We start from the raw sequence: 17793 nt of genomic DNA, 5'->3' as shown, positions 1-17793 counted from the left end.
ATATTGAAAGGGTGAAGTTTTCCCTTCCACCTTTAACTAATCAACAGAAGGGAGCGAGTTCCATGGAAATCGAACGCATTAATGAAAATACAGTAAAGTTCTATGTTTCCTACATTGATATTGAAGATCGAGGTTTTGACCGCGAAGAGATTTGGTACAATAGAGATAGAAGTGAACAGCTCTTCTGGCAAATGATGGACGAAGTAAACGATGAAGCAGACTTTAATATAGACGGTCCGTTGTGGATTCAAGTACAGGCTATGGATAAAGGCCTAGAAATTGTTGTAACGAAAGCGCAAGTTTCTAAAGATGGCCATAAGCTTGAATTACCAACAGAGGACGGTAAAACATTAGATATGCCTGTGGATGAGAAGCTTGAATCACTTCTAGATCAAGAAATGAATTCAAATCAAGAAGGTGAGCAGGACGGAGAGGACGAAGCAGTAGAGTCCGATAATCTATCCTTTGTCATTGGATTCCGCGATTTTGAAGATGTAATCCAATTAAGCCATTACTTCTTGAATGCACAATATGTAGAAGACCAATTGTATCACTTTGAAGGCTCGTATTATCTATACGTTCAATTTGCCGATGGGCAGTTAAGTGACGAATCTCAAGAGAATATTCTGAGTCAACTACTCGAATTTGGCCATGAATCGCCACTTACGGTTCATCGCCTAGAAGAATACGGTAAAACGATCTTCGGTGAAAATGCGTTAGAACATATCAGTAGTTACTTCCCGGCAGAGTAAACGATGAGCGGCACCTTTCCATAAGGAGCCGCTCTTTTATACGTTCTATAGGATGAAGGAGCATTCTTTCGCCGAAAATAAAAGAAAGAACCTCATCTTACCTACATATATTGAAACAAAGGTAGTAAGGGCAGAAGGGATACTAGTTGGAGAAAGGAATCGAAGCGTATGTTCAAACGGATTCAGGTTCTCGTATTTATGGGGATATTAATCGGAGTATTTTATGTAACGAAAGAATTGTGGCAAGGATGGCTCATCGGAGCCGTTTCCATTCTATTTACGATTTCAGCTATATTTATTGGTTTATTGATTTTCTTTGAGAATCGACATCCGACACAGACGCTGACGTGGCTCCTTGTGCTTGCAGCGTTGCCTATTGTCGGTTTCTTCTTTTACATCTTATTTGGACAGAACTATCGAAAGAAGAAAATGTTCCGTAAAAAGGGTGCATTGGATGAAGAAGCCTTTCGGAAAATTGAAGGCGAAAGCGACATCATGCCTTATCAAGTGGAACAGATGGGTGACCACCAAAAGATGCTGGTCCGCCTGGCGCAACGCCTTGGTCATTCTCCGATCACGTTTAGGACCGAGACCAAGGTATTAACAAATGGGGATGAGACATTTGATGCAATCCTTGAAGAATTGAAAAAAGCCACTCATCACATCCATATTGAATATTATATTGTGCGTCATGATCATATTGGGAATGAGATTAAGCAAATTTTAATGGATAAAGCACGAAGTGGAGTGAAAGTTCGATTTCTTTACGACGCTGTCGGGAGCTGGAAACTTTCTAGTCAGTATAAAGAAGAGTTGAAGGAAGCGGGCGTTGAAATGAAGCCATTTCTCCCTGTAAAACTTCCCTTTTTAAATAATAAAATTAACTTTCGAAATCACAGGAAGATTATTGTAGTAGATGGAAATACAGCGTTTGTCGGTGGATTAAATATTGGGGATGAATACCTCGGACGTCATGAGTATTACGGATTCTGGAGAGACACGCACCTGTATGTTCAGGGAGAATCTGTCCGAAGCTTGCAATTGATTTTTCTGCAGGATTGGTACTATATGACAGATGAAACGCTCCTTACCAATGAGTATTTATCGCCTCAACTTGTCGAGCGCGAAAACCTAGGCGGAGTTCAGATGATTGCTAGTGGGCCAGATAACGAGTGGGAAGTGATTAAGCACGTTTTCTTTTCCATGATTGTCTCAGCGAAGCATTCCATTTGGATCGCTTCTCCGTACTTTATACCGGATGAAGATATACTGACAGCGCTAAAAGCTGCATCGTTAAGCGGGATCGATGTGAAGATTCTAATGCCAAGCCGTCCGGATAAGCGGATTGTCTTTCATGCCTCCCGTTCCTATTTCCCTGAACTTCTAGAAGCAGGTGTAAACATCTACGAGTACCATAAAGGGTTTATGCACAGCAAAATTATGATTATTGATCAGGAACTCGCTTCGATTGGAACATCCAATATGGATATGAGAAGTTTCCACTTAAATTTCGAAGTGAACGCCTTCTTGTACAGAACCAAGAGTACTAAAACATTAGTGGATGATTACGAGCGGGATCTCCATTCATCGAATCAAATTATCTTAGAAGATTTCCGTAAGCGCGCACTTATGAAACGCTTCATGGAATCCACAGCCCGCCTCCTATCCCCGCTCTTATAAGCAAAGCCCTGACCTGCGACGTAGGATCAGGGCTTTTTTGTTTGTAAGGGTGGGGAAGGAGAGGTCCGTTGCCAGAAAAGAGAAGGGGCTTGCTCGGGGACAACTCGCTTTCCTGCGGGGAGCTGGGAAGCCTCCTCGTTCGCTATCGCTCTCTGTGGGGTCTCCCCTAGGCTCTTAACCCCGCGGGAGTCTCGCAGTCCCCGATCAAGCCCTGGAGTTTAGTAGTTGAACGGACCGCATTTCATTGCTCTCTAGAATTCAACCTTCCCCTAAAAGGGCGTGTTTCCGTTAATATTAATATTGAAAAGAAGGGTCTGGGAACTGCGAGACTCCCGTGGGCTGAAGAGACAGTCTATTTCCTGGGTGGAGGATCTAAAGCTGCCTTACTTGCATGATAATGGTTAACGGCTTCTTTTGAAAAAGAAGGAATATCAGAAGGGGTGGAGAATAGGTATGGTGGAGGTGATGTATGTTAAAAGCAATCACAAAAGATGGCATCGCTCATGTATTAGCACGATACACAAAGGAGGAGATTTATGAATTAAGAAGACAACCCTTTTATTGTCCAGCCTGTTCTGAAGAAGTCACCCTGAAAGCTGGTTCTAAAGTTATTCCTCATTACGCACACAAGCCACATGGAACGTGCCGTATGCAAGAGGTTGGGGAAGGGGCTTATCATGAAGCAGGAAAATGGCAGTTATACGAATGGCTGCGGCGGCAAGGGTACCATGTAGAGTTAGAAGCTTATTTGCCTTCGATCCAACAGCGGCCTGATTTGTTGCTAACCATTCGGGAAAAGCGTGTCGCTATTGAGTACCAGTGTTGTCGTATTTCCCCGGAAATGATCAAATTGCGCACGGAAGGTTATAGATCAGCAGGGATTATCCCTTTATGGATTTTAGGTGGAAATCGCCTGAAGCGCGCTCATACCAATATGCTTTCTCTTACTTCGTTTGAAAAACTCTTCTTGCAGCAATTTAAAGCCACTCCTCATCCCATGCTCTTGTTTTATTGTTCTTCCACCCATCAGTTCGCCCGTTTTTATCGCCCTTTGTTACTCACCAATCGTAAGTCGCTTGGGAAACTTTCGTTCTTTCCGTCCACCTCATGTAGTTTAACTTCTCTTTTATCTCCTCATCAGACTGTCTCACCTTCTTATGTCTTTCAATCCTGGTTAAAGGAAAAAAGGCGGTTTAGAAAGCAAGTACCAAGAAAAATGAACAAAAGCTCAGATTTTTCTTGGAGACAATGGCTTTATCTCCGACGCTTGCATCCAAGTACTCTTTCAGCTCTAATCCATTTGCCCGTCCCGTTCTCCTACGTATATGAACTTCCTCCCTATCAATGGCAGGCCAAAATCCTGATGGACGAAATTCACCCCCAGCCTACGGGGGAACCTTTCTCATTACCTGTCTATCCCTTCAGCAAAACGACGTGTACCGATCTACCATTGCTACCTGATACTCAAAAACCAATCGAGCTTTACACAAACCTTCTATGTGAGATTGGAATTCTGAAGAAATTAGAAACCGGTAAGTATGTGAAGCTCATAGATCTCCCTATGCCCACAACTGTTCACGAAGCGATCGAACAGGACGAATGGGTATTAAAAGAACTTCTGAATCGTTCCCTGCTATAAATCATCATCCCCCCTTAGTTGAAACCAAGGGGGGATGAAAGATTGGTTTTCAGGAAGTCCCATTGTGCGCGGCAATATCTTAGCATGATTGCATGGCTTTCGGGTATAATGGTACTAGGAAAATAATAATTTTTCTGACATTTCGGAAGGTTTTTCGGGACCCGAAAAAGAAATGTAATAGAAGAAGAAATGAAGGAGGAATTCCATTGGCTAAAGAACTACCAAAACGAGACGAAATTCCAGAGGAACGAACCTGGAGACTCGAAGATATATTTTCAACCGATGAAGCTTGGAATGAAGAATTTGAGGCAGTTAAGCAGTTAACTCCTAAAATCAAAGAGTATAAAGGTAAATTACACGAATCTGCAGATACGTTATATGATCTTCTGAAATTACAAGATGAAGTGGCGAATCGTGTAGGGAAGCTATTTACATATGCGCACATGCGTTATGATCAGGACACGACGAATTCTCACTATCAAGATATGAACACGAGAGCAGAAAGTTTACTGACTCAAGTGGGTAGTGCGATGAGTTATATTGACCCAGAGATTCTTGCGATGGAAGAAGGAACAGTGGAGAAGTTCCTTAGTGAAAAAGAAGAGCTTAAGTTGTATGAGCATGCACTAAATGAAATTACACGTGCGCGCCCTCATACTCTTTCTGAGAAAGAAGAAGAACTTCTGGCTCAAGCTTCTGAGGTGATGTCGAATCCTCAACAAACGTTTGGCATGTTAAATAATGCTGACCTTACTTTCCCGACGCTTACAGATGAGGATGGAAATGAAGTCGACCTTACTCATGGTCGTTACATTCGTTTCTTAAAATCTAAGGATCGTTCTGTCCGTAAGCAGGCGTTTGAAGCGATGTATGACACCTACGGGAACTTCAAGAATACGTTCTCCTCAACATTAAGTGGAGTAGTGAAGAAGCATAATTTCAGTGCGAATGTACGTAATTATGATTCCGCACGTCAGGCTGCGCTAGATTCTAATAACATCCCTGAAAAGGTATATGACAACCTTGTAGAAGCAGTGAACGACCGTCTTCCTGCTTTACATCGTTATGTAGAGCTACGCAAAGAGATTTTAGATTTAGAAGATGTTCATATGTACGATCTTTATGCTGACCTTGTGCAGGACGTAGATATGGATATTCCTTACGAAGAAGCCCAAGAGACGGTACTAAAAGGACTGGCGCCGTTAGGGGAAGAGTATACGGACATTATCCAAGAAGGGTACAAAAATCGCTGGATTGATGTGGATGAGAACAAAGGAAAGCGTAGTGGCGCTTATTCATCCGGTACCTATGGAACAAACCCGTATATCCTAATGAACTGGCAGAATAACTTAAATAACTTGTTTACACTCGCGCATGAATTAGGCCACTCGATGCATAGTTACTATACAACGAGTACTCAACCTTACCGTTATGGAAATTACTCGATTTTCGTGGCTGAGGTAGCTTCTACTGCAAATGAAGCTTTATTAAATGATTACTTGCTACAGAATACAACAGACGAAAAGCGGAAACTCTATTTGCTTAACCACTTCCTCGAAGGATTCCGTGGTACGGTCTTCCGTCAGACACAGTTCGCTGAATTTGAGCATGATATTCATGTACGTGCGCAGAACGGAGAAGCATTAACTGCTGATCGTTTAACAGAACTATACCATGACTTAAATGAGAAATACTTTGGAAAGAATGTAGTTGTAGACGACGACATCGGTCTTGAGTGGGCCCGTATCCCTCACTTCTACTACAACTACTACGTATATCAATACGCAACAGGATACTCTGCCGCTACAGCATTAGCTTCTCAGATCTTAAAAGAAGGAGAACCAGCCGTTGATCGCTTTAAAGGATTCCTAAAAGCCGGTAGCAGCGACTTCCCGATTGAAGTTCTGAAGCAAGCAGGGGTAGATATGACTTCTAAAGAACCAATAGAAGCAGCTCTTGATGTCTTTGAAGAAAAACTTGCAGAATTTGAGAAGTTAATCAAGCAAAAATAATAAAAAGCGACTCCTTCAAAGGAGTCGCTTTTTTGTGTATTTCTAATAAAAGTAAAAAAATGATTCAGTTTGCTTTTGAAAGAGCAAGGTGGTAGATCGGGGGTGTAGGTTCAGCTTGGGTCCGTTACGATAAGAGTGCTTGGGCTGTCTGGAGGACCACTCGCTTTCCTGCGGGGAGCTGGGGAGCCTCCTCAATCGCTACGCGCTTTCCGGGGTCTCCCCTAGGCTCCTTACCCCGCGGGAGTCTCGCAGTCCTCCAGACAGCCCCTCCCTTAGAAGGGTTAACGGACTTGTTCATCGGCTTAATGCGCTCCCATTTCTCATACATGGTACGTACCGTTTCTCCTCAATGGGCAAAGGTGGTCCTGGAAATTGCGAGACTCCTGAGGGAGAGAGAGCTTAATATATAAAAGCGGAAGTTCGACTAAGACCGTCACGTCCTGTGACAACGTCGAACGACCCCACGTCGTGTGGGGCCTAGGAAAGCGAGTGATTTCCAGGACCGCCTTACTCCCAATTAGCGGTAACGGAAACGTTCTCTTACCTTATTTAAACCCTCTAAACGAGCGGCGGTGGGTGAAGCTGAATATGGTGAAGTATAGGGCGATGAACAAGAGAGGCATCGAAATGAAAATCGGAACGAGGCGCATGAGCCCTAATAAATTAAAACCAAAAGCGAGTAAGGTCACAACGATCCAAAATAAAGGAAATACATTCATGGGTGCACCTCCAGACTTGTATTATTCTAGTCTATGTAAAGAATGTCCCATACTTTCCAACCAATAGGTGATAGATGTGACGTTTTTGTGAAGGTGATGAAAAAATATTGATATCGACAGGGATTCTTGTTATATTTATCTGTGAAAAGGATCACATACCAAACAATAACCCCTTTGTTTGATCGTGAGACTTTCTCCCATCCCCCTTTGTCTTAAAGATAAAGACATAGATTAAAGCCAGGCTGACCCCGCCTGGCTTTTTATTTTTACTTAAATGGAAATAAATGATTGGAATGGATATTTATATAGTTAAATATTTTAATAAAATATAAAGGTACAAAAAAGGCCCCATCTTTTCGATTGAAAGATGGGGCCTTCGTGTTTAGGTCACATAGCGCCAAAACGTTCCGTATTTTACAGGGTGCTTTTCGACTTTTTGTTTCAGTTGGAGTTTCTTCATCTCGCATTCGGTTTTCGATTCGCTCCAGTCGAAAACCACGGAAATTTCCTGGGTACCGACGAAGCGGTAATATTCTAAGAACTCCTCAAGTGATGGTTTTATGGCTGCTTGAGGTTCTTTCTGCATCATTTCTTGAAGGACGTTTACATAGACGTTATACGGGTAAAGCCCAGTAATCTTAATGCCTTCTTCTTCCTCTTGCTGGTTGAAAAGGACAATGGCCGGAATTTCTTCGACCTCCATCTCACGTGTGAGCTTAAGGTCACATTGGAGTGCGCGTTTAGCAGAGTCAGAATGAAGGTCTTCTTTGAATTCCTCAACATCAAGGTTACTCTCTTTTGCACAGCGGAGTAAAACTTCTTCGTTAGAAATGTTTTGTTTATTTAGGAATAAGTTTTCTTGTATTTTGCGTAAGAAACGCATGCCTGCTTTCTTTCCTTGAAGTTCAGCAGCTTTAATGGATAAAGCGGCCATCCAAGGGGAGGAGACAGGGTTTTCGAACCATAAATCACCGTCGCAGCTCATCCCAGTTCTAGACGCGACCTTTTCCCATACTTTTGCCAGGTCTTCAGGTTTTTGAAAGGCTTCTGCATTCAGGGAGGTTAGTTTTCCACTGATAATAGGTCGAATGGTAAAGTATCTCCCGTATTCAAGCGTAAGTTTTTTCAGAAATGGCTCTAAAGACCAGCATTGAGGGCATAAAGGATCTATAAATACATAGATCTCAACAGGCTTCTTTAAAAGGTCGACAAAACCATACTGGGATTGTGATGTTTGGTTCATGTTGTTGTGTTCCCCAGTTGCCTTAAAACTCACGTCGATTCTCCTTTCCCGTGTTCTGGAGTATTCATCATATGATGAGCTGTATGCGTTAATCGTTCAAAGATTGCACTTCTGTAAGGTTCTTCGATCTCAGCTTCTTCTAGCGCACCATTCATACAATACAACCACGCATCTTTTCGTGTTGGTGTAATTTCAAAAGGCAGGTGGCGGGCTCTTAGCATAGGGTGCCCGTGTTCTTCTGTATAGTATGCAGGTCCACCGAGAAACTGGGTTAGAAATTGTTTTTGTTTACGAATCGTTTCTGTTAAATCATTTGGAAATATGGGCTGTAAGTTCGGATGCTCGGCAACCCTGCTGTAAAAGGATTCTACAAGTTGGTTAATAGCAGCAGGACCACCTATGGCCTCATAAAGCGTACCTGGGTAATCATTCATAAGAATGCCTCATTTACTTGTATTTTAGTGGACGTTCCCCACTTTTATAGAGAAGGCGATTTGCCCTTTAGGAAGGGAGGAATCGCCTCTTTGTTTGATTTTATTGTAGCAACGGGTTGTTTAAACAATCAACAAATCTGTTTATAGTAGAGATTGGAAAAAACGTTGAATTTTGTTAGGAGTGTCTCGTGATGGGATGTTGTGCTGTTGTAAAAGCTGCTCAAATATTTCTTTACCGTGATTCGCTTCCTTTGCTTCAAGCTCTAATTCATAATCGGTGACGTTGTTGTAATGGCTGCGGTCGAGCACAACAAGTGTATCCTTGTACTCTTTTTCCATGCGTTCTGTTGTAAGAGCACCCTTAAAGCTTAAGTTTGAAAATGGAATGCCGAGTGCTGCTAGCTGATTCTCGATATTTGGAGCGGTAACAGGTGCTTCATTCATCCACTGATACGCTTCTTCTTCAGTCAGGGTATCATGCGTTTCGAGGAGGCCGTCAACATGTGGTTCTTTTAAAGTGGCCGTCCATGTATCACCTTTTTTGCGAATGCGAAGGGCTGCAAGCTTATCTCTCAGATCAAATTGATCCGTTTCAAAGTAGTAATTGGTTTGAGTGAAGCGATCTTCAGTTGAAAAGGCTAAAGCACTTACGAGAGCTTCATATTCCTCTTCTTTAAGCAAATTTTTAAATTCGATTTCGATTTCTTGTGACATACAAATTCCTCCAATATTGCGGCTTATTTGCCATTTCTATTATTGATGAATGGGATAAAGATTGCAAATATTAATCATGAAATCATTTATGATACAATAGAGCACAGGCCAATATCGTGTCCTATTTACATAAACGATGATTGGATAAAAGGTGGTGCAAGAATTGAATTGGGAAACGTTTTTAGCCCCGTACAGACAAGCAGTTGACGAGCTAAAGGTAAAATTAAAGGGAATGAGGGCACAGTATGAGTATGGTGCGATGCATTCTCCGATTGAGTTCGTCACAGGTAGGGTAAAACCTATTACTAGCATCCTTGATAAAACGCGAAAAAAGGATATTCCATATGCGAATCTCGAAGACGAAATTCAGGATATAGCCGGTATTCGTGTCGTTTGCCAGTTTGTAGATGATATTTACACGGTTGTGAATATGATTAGAAAACGAAATGACTTCGATATTTTAGAGGAAAAAGACTATATTACGAAGAAAAAAGAGAGTGGTTACAGATCGTATCATATTATTATTGAGTACCCTGTTGAAACCATCGAAGGGGAAAAGAAGCTCCTTGCAGAGATTCAGATCCGTACATTGGCTATGAATTTTTGGGCTACAAATGAGCATTCGTTAAACTATAAATATAGTGGTCAAATTCCAGCAGAAGTAAAGAGTCGTCTAAAAAACGCTTCTGAAGCCGCATTTCGATTAGATGAAGAAATGTCAAAAATAAAAAGCGAGATCCAGGAAGCGCAGGCGATCTTCCGCCAGAAGCACGATCAAAATGATAACGATGATGATTCCTAATTTTAAAGGGGGAGAACTCAAGTGAAATTTGCGATTTTGTCAAAAGGGGACAGTGCCTCTGACGAATTTCTGTCCAAAATGAAAAATTACTTAACAGAATTTAACCTTGAATTGGATCATGATGAGCCAGATCTTGTCATTTCGATTGGAGGAGACGGTACATTGCTCGAGGCTTTCCATACATATATCCATCGCCTTGAGGAAACAGCATTTATTGGGGTACACACCGGTCACCTTGGATTCTATGCGGACTGGATGCCGAAGGAACTAGAGAAGTTGATCATCGAAATTGCCAGAACTCCGTTCCAGGTTGTTGAGTATCCGCTACTTGAGATCATCATCCGACCAAAAGGCGATCAGCCAGAAGATAAGTACCTCGCATTAAACGAATGTTCTGTGAAAACAGCAGAAGGTTCAGTAGTGCTTGATGTGGAGATTAAGGGAGAGCATTTTGAGACCTTCCGAGGAGACGGCCTTTGCATCTCGACTCCATCTGGAAGTACAGCGTATAATAAAGCGCTTGGGGGAGCGATTATTCATCCTTCGCTTGAAGCGATCCAGATTGCTGAAATGGCCTCCATTAATAACCGCGTCTTCCGTACGATTGGCTCTCCGCTAATCTTACCGAAGCATCATACGGCAATGCTGAAGCCTCAAAATGATAAGAGCTTTATGATTACCCTTGACCATATTACACGGAAGTATTCGGATGTGAAATCCATTCAGTGCCGTGTAGCTAAAGAGAAAGTCCGGTTTGCTCGCTTCCGTCCCTTCCCGTTCTGGAAACGCGTCCATGACTCCTTTATAGCAGACGAACGATAAGGGGGCTCGGCAATGAAGTATATAGTTGACCAGCAGCACGACGGAATGCTCGTACGCGATTATTTATATCACGTACGAGCATTTTCTCGTCGTATGATTAAAGTCATTAAATATGACGAAGGCATTCTTTTAAATAACTCCGCTGTTACAGTCCGGGCGAGAGTGAGGGCAGGGGATGAGCTGTTCATTCAATTCCCTCCTGAAGAGCGAGGCCCACACCTGGCTCCTGTTCATAAACCGATCTCGATCTTGTATGAAGATGAAGATGTTGTAGTCCTAAATAAACCAGCTGCTCTTGCCACAATCCCATCTGTTCATCATTTGAATGATACGTTAGCAAACAGACTGATGGCGTATTACGATGACCATCAGATTCCATTTACATTCCATGTTGTAACACGTCTCGACCGTGATACCTCGGGCATTGTGCTTGTAGCGAAGAATAGGTTTGTGCATTCTCTCTTAGCTAAAGTACAAGAAGAAGGAGCGGTAAGAAGGACTTATCATGCAATTGTCGAAGGCCACCTAGACGAGGGCAAGGGGACAATTGATGCTTCCATTGACAGAGCGCCAGGCTCCATTATTGAAAGGTGTGTAACGGATACCGGGAAACGGGCCATTACCCATTATGAAGTAGTAAAAAAGCAGCGTGACACAACATTGGTAAAAGTCCGCTTAGAGACAGGACGAACCCACCAAATCCGTGTCCATTTTGATTACATTGGTCATTCGTTGCGTGGTGATCCGTTATATAATGGCGTGAACGTGGGAATAGAGCGACATGCATTGCATTGTAGCTCTATTCAGTTTCCATTACCCTCGACCGGTGAAGAGGTGTGTATAGAGGCCCCTTTACCACCAGATATGGAATCCTTAATAAAGGTTTGAGCCTTAGTGCTCAAACCTTTATTAATCATCAAAGGAACGGAATTTCTCAGGGACTTCAGGCTGTTTAGAGGGAACGCTTCTAATCTCTTCTTCAGGTAAACGGAAACACGTCAAAGCTCCCCCAAACACACAACCGGTATCGATATTCACCGTCTTATGTTTGAACCGAGGTTCTCTGACAGGTGTATGCCCATATACAATCCACTGTCCCCCTTCATAATCAGCGGCCCAGTCTCGTCTAACGGGCATCCCATTTTCATCAAACTCTCCAGTAACGTCACCATATAAAACAAAAGTACGCACCTTTTTATTCTGAAACGATTTCCCAATCATATCCTCACGAATCCCCGCATGAGCAATCACCACATTCGCCTCAGGATCTTCAAGATACAATGGCGACTCCTCATAAAGCGTAATAAACTGATCTTTAACGATTCTTTGTTCATCCTTCGAAAGAGCTTCATACTCAGCCACAGTCGTTTCCAACCCATGCTTATGCTTCACAGGATTCCCCTTAAAAAAGCGGTACAACTTATTGCAGTGATTTCCCGGGACATATTTCGCCATTTTCTCCACTACCACCATCCGATACACAAGCCGAATTACATCAAGAGAAGCAGGCCCTCTGTCCGTAAGATCCCCGACAAAAACAGGAATCCGACCCTCAGGGTGACGAGGAACCTTGCCCGTGGTGGAATAACCTAGTTTAGTAAATAATTCAATCAGTTCATCATAACAACCATGCACATCACCTATGCAATCTAGTTTTTTCATGTATGGTCCTCCTTGATTTTGCTTTTTTGTAATTGTTTTTATGAATTTGTGTTTTTGCTTTACCTAACTCATAAGAGGTGGGGCGTTCGTAAGAATATGGCAAGGGGTGTCTGGGGAACGGGGAGACTCCTGCAGGAGAAAGAGGTCGACGAGACCCCGGAGCGAACGAAGTGAGGGAGGAGGCTCGACAGCTCGCCTGCGGAAAGCGAGTCGTTCCCCAGACACCCCTTAGCACTCATTAATGCAACGCCCTTCCACTATTACCAAAAAAGGTGGAACGCTAATTTAGCGTTTCCACCTTTTTTACGAATCAAACATATACGTTTTCGTCCGGGACCGAACATTAAGCACAAGACCAATCGCCAGCATGTAGGTAATCAAGGAACTACCACCGTAACTGATAAACGGAAGCGGCAACCCTGTAATCGGCAGAAGCTGAATCGACATGCCGATGTTTTGGAAGATCTGGAACGTAAACATTCCAATCAGCCCAACAGTCAGGTAACTACCGAACGGTTCATTGCTCTCAAGCGCTGTTGTAATCATACGGTAAATTAATAGGAAGAAAAGCGTAACGACAACACTAGATCCTATAAAACCAAATTGTTCAGCAATAGCGGTAAAGATCATATCCGTATGGCGTTCTGGGATATAGACTTGCATCTCAGAAATCCCTTTCCCCATTAACTGACCTGATCCGATCGCCATCATCGCACGGACGAGCTGGTAGCCGTAATCTTCATATTCTTCAGGCTGTAGCCAGCCGTAGAAGCGTCCAGTTACGTGACCGAAGTCGGATTCCACGAGTAACTTTTCCATCGCAACGGGGAAAAATTGAAAGAGGCCAACAAGGACAAGAGCGACCATACTAATAATCCCAACAATGCTTAAAAGGATGCGCCAGCGGATTCCTGAGACCAGAATAAGGGCGGCTGTGATCGCCGATAACACAAGGAACGTCCCTAAGTCAGGCTGCTTGGCAATTAAGGCCATTGGAGGCAGAGCGACGCCGACGATTTTGACAAGAAGCCATAGATCGTATTTCACGCTCCGGTCTGTTGGGCGCTTCTCGTTGTGCCGGACAATCAGGTGACTTTGCAAAATGATGAGAAACACTTTCATAAATTCACCAGGTTGGATCGTTTTGCCGGCGATCATAAACCAGCTCCTGGCCCCGTTGTTCTCATAAACAAGGCCTGGGGGAATATTTAATTCCACCATTAATAACATAAGCACCCCAAAGCCGTATAAAACCCAGGCAAATTGTCGGAAACGGTCATAATCAAATAGCATAACCACACAGATTACAATGGTTCCAAGTGCATACCATTGAAGCTGTTGGGTAAAGAAATTGACGTAGTCATACTTAGCAGGAAGCGTCGGCTGGATGGTGTAGAGCGTAAAGCAACTAACAGCAGCGATCGCGATTAAAATCATGATGAGTGAAAAGTCTATCTTAAGACCTTGATTGTTGTTCATGGAGGATCCCTTTCTTCTATTCCATAGATTCCGAATTAATATATGTACCCATTAGAAAGTTTACACTATTCTGCGCTTTTTTTTAAGAACTTCTTCCATTGGATGGGTTTCCTTCTTAATGAGGATGCTAAGGGAAGATTGACAAATGAAGGTGTGGACCTTACGATAAAACGGTCAAATGACTAGGTATTGTGGAAAAGTCTGTACAACATAAACCATTGAACCACTTCTGGTTAAACGGCGAAAAGGAGGGTTATCCATGGAATATCTTGAAGACCATGAACGACGTGAACTATGGGACAACATTCAAGATGCATTATTTAACGACCAAATTGACCAATTCCGAGCTGAATTTTTAGAAATTCACCCTTACGACCAGGCAAAAATCTTTGAAGAGCAAACGCAAGATGTACGGATGCAGATCTATACGTATCTATCTCCTGAAGAGATTGCTGAAGTCATGGAGCATATTGATGTGGATGATATTGAAGAATACTTCACAGAGATGGACCCACGCTTCGCCGCTCAAATCTTAGCTGAGATCTCTACGGATGATGCAGCAGATATCTTAAATGAGCTGGATAAAAACCAAGTAGCGAGCTTCCTGACGATCATGGATAAGGAATCAGCTGCGGATATTAAAGAACTCCTGTATTATGAAGAGAAAACGGCTGGTAGTATCATGACGACTGAATTCGTTGTGGTAAGAGCCAATCAAACGGTACGCGAAGCGATGCTTCATCTGAAAAAAGAAGCTCCCGACGCTGAGACCATTTATTATGTATTCGTTATAGATGAAGACAAGCATTTAGTTGGAGTTATATCCTTAAGAGACCTTATTATAGCAGAAGAAGATTGGTATATTTCTGAAGTTATGAGTGACCGAGTCGTGTCGGTGCAAGTCGGAGAGGACCAGGAAGATGTGGCTCAACTTATGCGCGACTATGACTTCTTGGCCCTTCCGGTTGTAGATTTTCAAGATCATATGCTAGGCATTATTACAGTCGATGACGTCATGGACGTTATGGAAGAAGAAGCAAGCGATGACTACTCGAAGCTTGCCGGTGTATCTGACTTGGATCGACCAGATGAGAATGCATTCGCGGCCGCTAAGAAAAGGTTACCATGGCTTGTCATCTTATTATTCTTAGGGATGATGACCGCAAGCCTGATCGGCCGATTTGAAGAGACCTTAAATCAAGTAGCCATATTAGCGGTCTTCATTCCGCTTATTGCCGGTATGGCAGGTAATACAGGAACACAGGCATTGGCTGTTGCTGTTCGAGGACTTGCAACGGGCGAACATGAGAAAGAAGGAATCATTAAGCTCGTCTTCAGGGAAGCTGGAACAGGTTTGATCACCGGTCTTACGTGCGGTGTCCTTGTTACGTTTATCGTGTATTTCTGGCAAGGTGATTTCTATCTCGGGTTACTCGTTGGCATTTCGATTATGTCGACTCTCATTGTCGCAACGCTTGCGGGTGCATTAGTTCCATTACTCATGCACAAGTTAAACGTCGACCCTGCTGTAGCTTCGGGTCCATTTATTACGACGATTAACGATATTATATCAATCTTAATCTATTTCGGTATGGCAACAACGTTTCTACGTTTACATTTATTGATTTCTTAGTAGCAAAGGAGGGCGAGTGAATGGAGCACGGTTCTGCATCTCTTACTTCGCTTGTGATCGTTGTCATCGCAGCATTCCTGACGCCCATCATCCTTCATCGTTTTCGTTTAAAGGCCATCCCTGTTGTGGTGGCGGAAATCATCGTTGGACTGATTATAGGTCAGAGTGGCTTTGACTTAGTTAATGAAGGTATGTGGCTTGAGACCTTGTCCACATTAGGATTTATCTTCCTTATGTTCCTTAGTGGACTAGAGATTGATTTCTCCGCCTTCGCAGGAAAGAAGAAAAAAGAAACCCTCCCTGGGGGTGGAGAAGCGCCGAATACACTCGTTGTAGCTTCAAGCATGTTCTTATTCATTCTTGTGCTCTCACTCGGCCTCTCCTATTTATTTGTGTTAGCAGGATTTATCGATAATGTCTTTCTAATGACATTAATCATTTCAACGATTTCATTAGGCGTTGTCGTTCCAACATTAAAAGATGCGCAAATGCTCCGCAGTAATATTGGCCAGATCGTGTTACTCGTTACGGTTATAGCAGACTTATCAACGATGATTCTGCTCGCTGTCTTTGTATCGATCTATGGCGGGGAAGATAGTTCGAGCATGTGGCTTCTGCTCATTTTATTTGGAGCAGGGGTTGCGATTTACTTTATTGGGAAGTACTTTCAGAATCGCTCCTTTGTTGAGACGATGTCGAAAGGGACGATCCAAATTGATACTCGTGCTGTGTTTACGATCATTCTCATCCTCGTTGGAATTTCAGAAACGGTAGGGGCTGAGAATATTCTTGGCGCCTTCTTAGCCGGGGTAGTTGTTGCTTTATTATCTCCGAATCAGGAAATGGTGAAGCGGCTTGATAGCTTTGGATATGGCTTCTTGATCCCGATCTTCTTTGTAATGGTCGGTGTCGGCATCAATATTCCGAAGCTGTTCCAGGATCCGAAAATTCTGCTCCTTATGCCGCTCTTATTCATTGCCCTTGTGATTGCGAAAATGATTCCAGCGCTGATCTTACGGAAATGGTACTCATGGAAGGAGGTCTTTGCCACAGGCTCGATCCTGACGGCGAAGCTTTCTCTTGTGATTGCTGCTGCTACGATCGGTGAAAAGATGGGGCTTATAAGCACAAGAATGGAAGGTGCGCTCATCCTTGTTTCGGTTGTTTCCTGTCTTGTAGCGCCGGTGATCTTTAAGAAGCTTTACTCTCACGGCGAAGAAACAGAGCATGTTCAACAGGTGGCCTTTATTGGGTCAAACCGTATGACGCTTCCGGTTGTCCGTGAACTTGATCCGAAACTTTACGAAACGCATCTCTATCACACGAAAGTGGACAAGATTGACGATAAAGTCAGTCGCTCCTGCTTTGAGATTAACGAAGTGGAAGAATATGATGCAAAACTGCTAGAAGAGCTCGGTGTGTTCAACGTGGATCTTCTCGTTGCCTCCATTGGCGATGAGCAGTTAAATGCAGAGATTGCTCTTTATGCAAAAGAACAAGGAGTTGAACGTGTCATTGCACGTGCTGAATCTCCTGAGTTAGATCAGAAACTTCGCGAAAATGGTGTAGAAGTCTTCTCGGTCTTCTTATCATCGAAGGCCCTCTTAAAAGCACTTATTATCGCACCAAACGTTGTCGATATCTTAACGAACCAGGAAAGCTATCTGTATCAGATTGAAATGAACAATGAGGACTACGATGGCATGTACATTCGAAACTTCCCGTTTACTGGGGATGTGATCATGGTACGCATATTCCGTGATAACGAATCCATCATTCCACACGGGGATACCGAATTGAAAATCGGTGACCAACTCGTTGTAACAGGTTCTTCTGAATATGTTGAAGAATTACGATTCGATTTAGAATTCTGCGAATAACTGAACCAAAAAAGCTTCGATCCAACAAGGATCGAAGCTTTTTCTATAGCGCTTTAAAGCAGAGGAGGGTGTCTGACACCCTTTATTCCTTTAGCGAACGAGTGGGTGTCAGACACGCTTTAGTTCGATGAAGTAATTGAGGACTTTTTTTCATTTTTTTATTTGAGGTTTATGTAAGCGGTTAACTGGCTATGGGCGTTCGGGTTTGGTTGATCTTTCGCCTGAGTGATTATTGATGCTCTATTAGGAATTTTCGGAATACGGTTGTGTTTAGGGGTGAGGCTCTTTATAATGTCTTTAATGGAAGTACATATGTACGCTT

15 protein-coding genes are annotated in these 17793 nt (G+C 43.0%); 9 read left to right on the top strand and 6 right to left on the bottom strand.

The window, feature by feature from the left end; translation table 11 throughout:
• The first annotated feature begins 62 nt into the window (after positions 1–62).
• The 4 genes from mecA to pepF all read left to right on the top strand — a co-directional run bounded on the left by mecA (position 63) and on the right by pepF (position 6083).
• The gene (gene mecA / locus LQ226_RS13055) at positions 63–752 is read left to right on the top strand and encodes an adaptor protein MecA (RefSeq protein WP_231418399.1); all 690 of its coding nucleotides are present in this window, start codon (positions 63–65) and stop codon (positions 750–752) included.
• 168 nt (positions 753–920) lie between these two features.
• A complete protein-coding gene (gene cls, locus LQ226_RS13050; protein ID WP_284526854.1) occupies positions 921–2432 on the top strand; it encodes a cardiolipin synthase in 1512 nt (503 codons plus the stop codon).
• A 469-nt stretch (positions 2433–2901) separates the two neighbouring features.
• Positions 2902–4071 carry a competence protein CoiA gene (locus LQ226_RS13045; RefSeq protein ID WP_231418398.1) on the top strand — a complete coding sequence of 390 codons (1170 nt, stop codon included), beginning with the start codon at positions 2902–2904 and terminating at the stop codon, positions 4069–4071.
• Positions 4072–4277: 206 nt separating this feature from the next.
• Positions 4278–6083: an oligoendopeptidase F gene (gene pepF / locus LQ226_RS13040; protein WP_255688589.1), complete on the top strand. Its 1806-nt coding sequence runs from the start codon at positions 4278–4280 to the stop codon at positions 6081–6083.
• 545 nt (positions 6084–6628) lie between these two features.
• On the opposite strand, the gene LQ226_RS13035 is transcribed toward pepF, so the two are convergent.
• The 4 genes from LQ226_RS13035 to LQ226_RS13020 form a co-directional block, all read right to left on the bottom strand.
• A complete protein-coding gene (locus tag LQ226_RS13035) occupies positions 6629–6802 on the bottom strand; it encodes a hypothetical protein (protein ID WP_231418397.1) in 174 nt (57 codons plus the stop codon).
• 382 nt (positions 6803–7184) lie between these two features.
• Positions 7185–8078 carry a ClpXP adapter SpxH family protein gene (locus LQ226_RS13030; RefSeq protein ID WP_284526855.1) on the bottom strand — a complete coding sequence of 298 codons (894 nt, stop codon included), beginning with the start codon at positions 8076–8078 and terminating at the stop codon, positions 7185–7187.
• On the bottom strand, positions 8075–8479 hold the full coding sequence (locus LQ226_RS13025) for a globin domain-containing protein (protein ID WP_231418396.1): 405 nt from the start codon (positions 8477–8479) through the stop codon (positions 8075–8077). Before LQ226_RS13025 ends, LQ226_RS13030 begins: the two co-directional genes overlap by 4 nt.
• Before the next feature lie 141 nt (positions 8480–8620).
• Positions 8621–9193: a CYTH domain-containing protein gene (locus LQ226_RS13020; protein WP_231418395.1), complete on the bottom strand. Its 573-nt coding sequence runs from the start codon at positions 9191–9193 to the stop codon at positions 8621–8623.
• A 163-nt stretch (positions 9194–9356) separates the two neighbouring features.
• On the opposite strand from LQ226_RS13020, the gene yjbM reads away from it, so the two are divergent.
• The 3 genes from yjbM to LQ226_RS13005 are packed head-to-tail and all read left to right on the top strand — an operon-like array spanning position 9357 to position 11705.
• Positions 9357–9995: a GTP diphosphokinase gene (gene yjbM, locus LQ226_RS13015; RefSeq protein ID WP_255688586.1), complete on the top strand. Its 639-nt coding sequence runs from the start codon at positions 9357–9359 to the stop codon at positions 9993–9995.
• Positions 9996–10016: 21 nt separating this feature from the next.
• Positions 10017–10817, top strand: a complete 801-nt coding sequence (locus tag LQ226_RS13010) for an NAD kinase (RefSeq protein ID WP_231418393.1) — start codon at positions 10017–10019, stop codon at positions 10815–10817.
• Between the two features lie 12 nt (positions 10818–10829).
• Positions 10830–11705 carry an RluA family pseudouridine synthase gene (locus tag LQ226_RS13005; protein WP_231418392.1) on the top strand — a complete coding sequence of 292 codons (876 nt, stop codon included), beginning with the start codon at positions 10830–10832 and terminating at the stop codon, positions 11703–11705.
• A 21-nt stretch (positions 11706–11726) separates the two neighbouring features.
• On the opposite strand, the gene prpE is transcribed toward LQ226_RS13005, so the two are convergent.
• Both prpE and LQ226_RS12995 read right to left on the bottom strand, forming a co-directional pair.
• On the bottom strand, positions 11727–12479 hold the full coding sequence (gene prpE / locus LQ226_RS13000) for a bis(5'-nucleosyl)-tetraphosphatase PrpE (protein WP_231418391.1): 753 nt from the start codon (positions 12477–12479) through the stop codon (positions 11727–11729).
• Positions 12480–12782: 303 nt separating this feature from the next.
• A complete protein-coding gene (locus LQ226_RS12995) occupies positions 12783–13958 on the bottom strand; it encodes an FtsW/RodA/SpoVE family cell cycle protein (protein ID WP_231418390.1) in 1176 nt (391 codons plus the stop codon).
• Between the two features lie 259 nt (positions 13959–14217).
• Here LQ226_RS12995 and mgtE point away from each other — a divergent pair, with 259 nt between their 5' ends.
• Positions 14218–15591: a magnesium transporter gene (gene mgtE, locus LQ226_RS12990; protein WP_231418389.1), complete on the top strand. Its 1374-nt coding sequence runs from the start codon at positions 14218–14220 to the stop codon at positions 15589–15591.
• A 20-nt stretch (positions 15592–15611) separates the two neighbouring features.
• Positions 15612–17471: a monovalent cation:proton antiporter family protein gene (locus LQ226_RS12985; protein WP_231418388.1), complete on the top strand. Its 1860-nt coding sequence runs from the start codon at positions 15612–15614 to the stop codon at positions 17469–17471.
• The last annotated feature ends 322 nt before the right edge of the window (positions 17472–17793 follow it).

Origin of the sequence: Pontibacillus sp. HN14 (genome assembly GCF_021129245.1) — a bacterium.
GTDB lineage: Bacteria > Bacillota > Bacilli > Bacillales > BH030062 > Pontibacillus.
The sequence above is the reverse complement of the archived record's forward strand: the minus strand, read 5'-3'. Positions and strand labels throughout refer to the sequence as shown.

Excerpts from the sequence above, each read along its gene's own strand:
- LQ226_RS13020 (WP_231418395.1), bottom strand. The coding sequence starts at position 9,193 with ATGTCACAAGAAATCGAAATCGAATTTAAAAATTTGCTTAAAGAAGAG.
- cls (WP_284526854.1), top strand. The coding sequence starts at position 921 with ATGTTCAAACGGATTCAGGTTCTCGTATTTATGGGGATATTAATCGGA.
- LQ226_RS13005 (WP_231418392.1), top strand. The coding sequence starts at position 10,830 with ATGAAGTATATAGTTGACCAGCAGCACGACGGAATGCTCGTACGCGAT.
- mecA (WP_231418399.1), top strand. The coding sequence starts at position 63 with ATGGAAATCGAACGCATTAATGAAAATACAGTAAAGTTCTATGTTTCC.
- LQ226_RS13035 (WP_231418397.1), bottom strand. The coding sequence starts at position 6,802 with ATGAATGTATTTCCTTTATTTTGGATCGTTGTGACCTTACTCGCTTTT.
- LQ226_RS12985 (WP_231418388.1), top strand. The coding sequence starts at position 15,612 with ATGGAGCACGGTTCTGCATCTCTTACTTCGCTTGTGATCGTTGTCATC.
- LQ226_RS12995 (WP_231418390.1), bottom strand. The coding sequence starts at position 13,958 with ATGAACAACAATCAAGGTCTTAAGATAGACTTTTCACTCATCATGATT.
- prpE (WP_231418391.1), bottom strand. The coding sequence starts at position 12,479 with ATGAAAAAACTAGATTGCATAGGTGATGTGCATGGTTGTTATGATGAA.
- mgtE (WP_231418389.1), top strand. The coding sequence starts at position 14,218 with ATGGAATATCTTGAAGACCATGAACGACGTGAACTATGGGACAACATT.
- LQ226_RS13025 (WP_231418396.1), bottom strand. The coding sequence starts at position 8,479 with ATGAATGATTACCCAGGTACGCTTTATGAGGCCATAGGTGGTCCTGCT.
- LQ226_RS13045 (WP_231418398.1), top strand. The coding sequence starts at position 2,902 with ATGTTAAAAGCAATCACAAAAGATGGCATCGCTCATGTATTAGCACGA.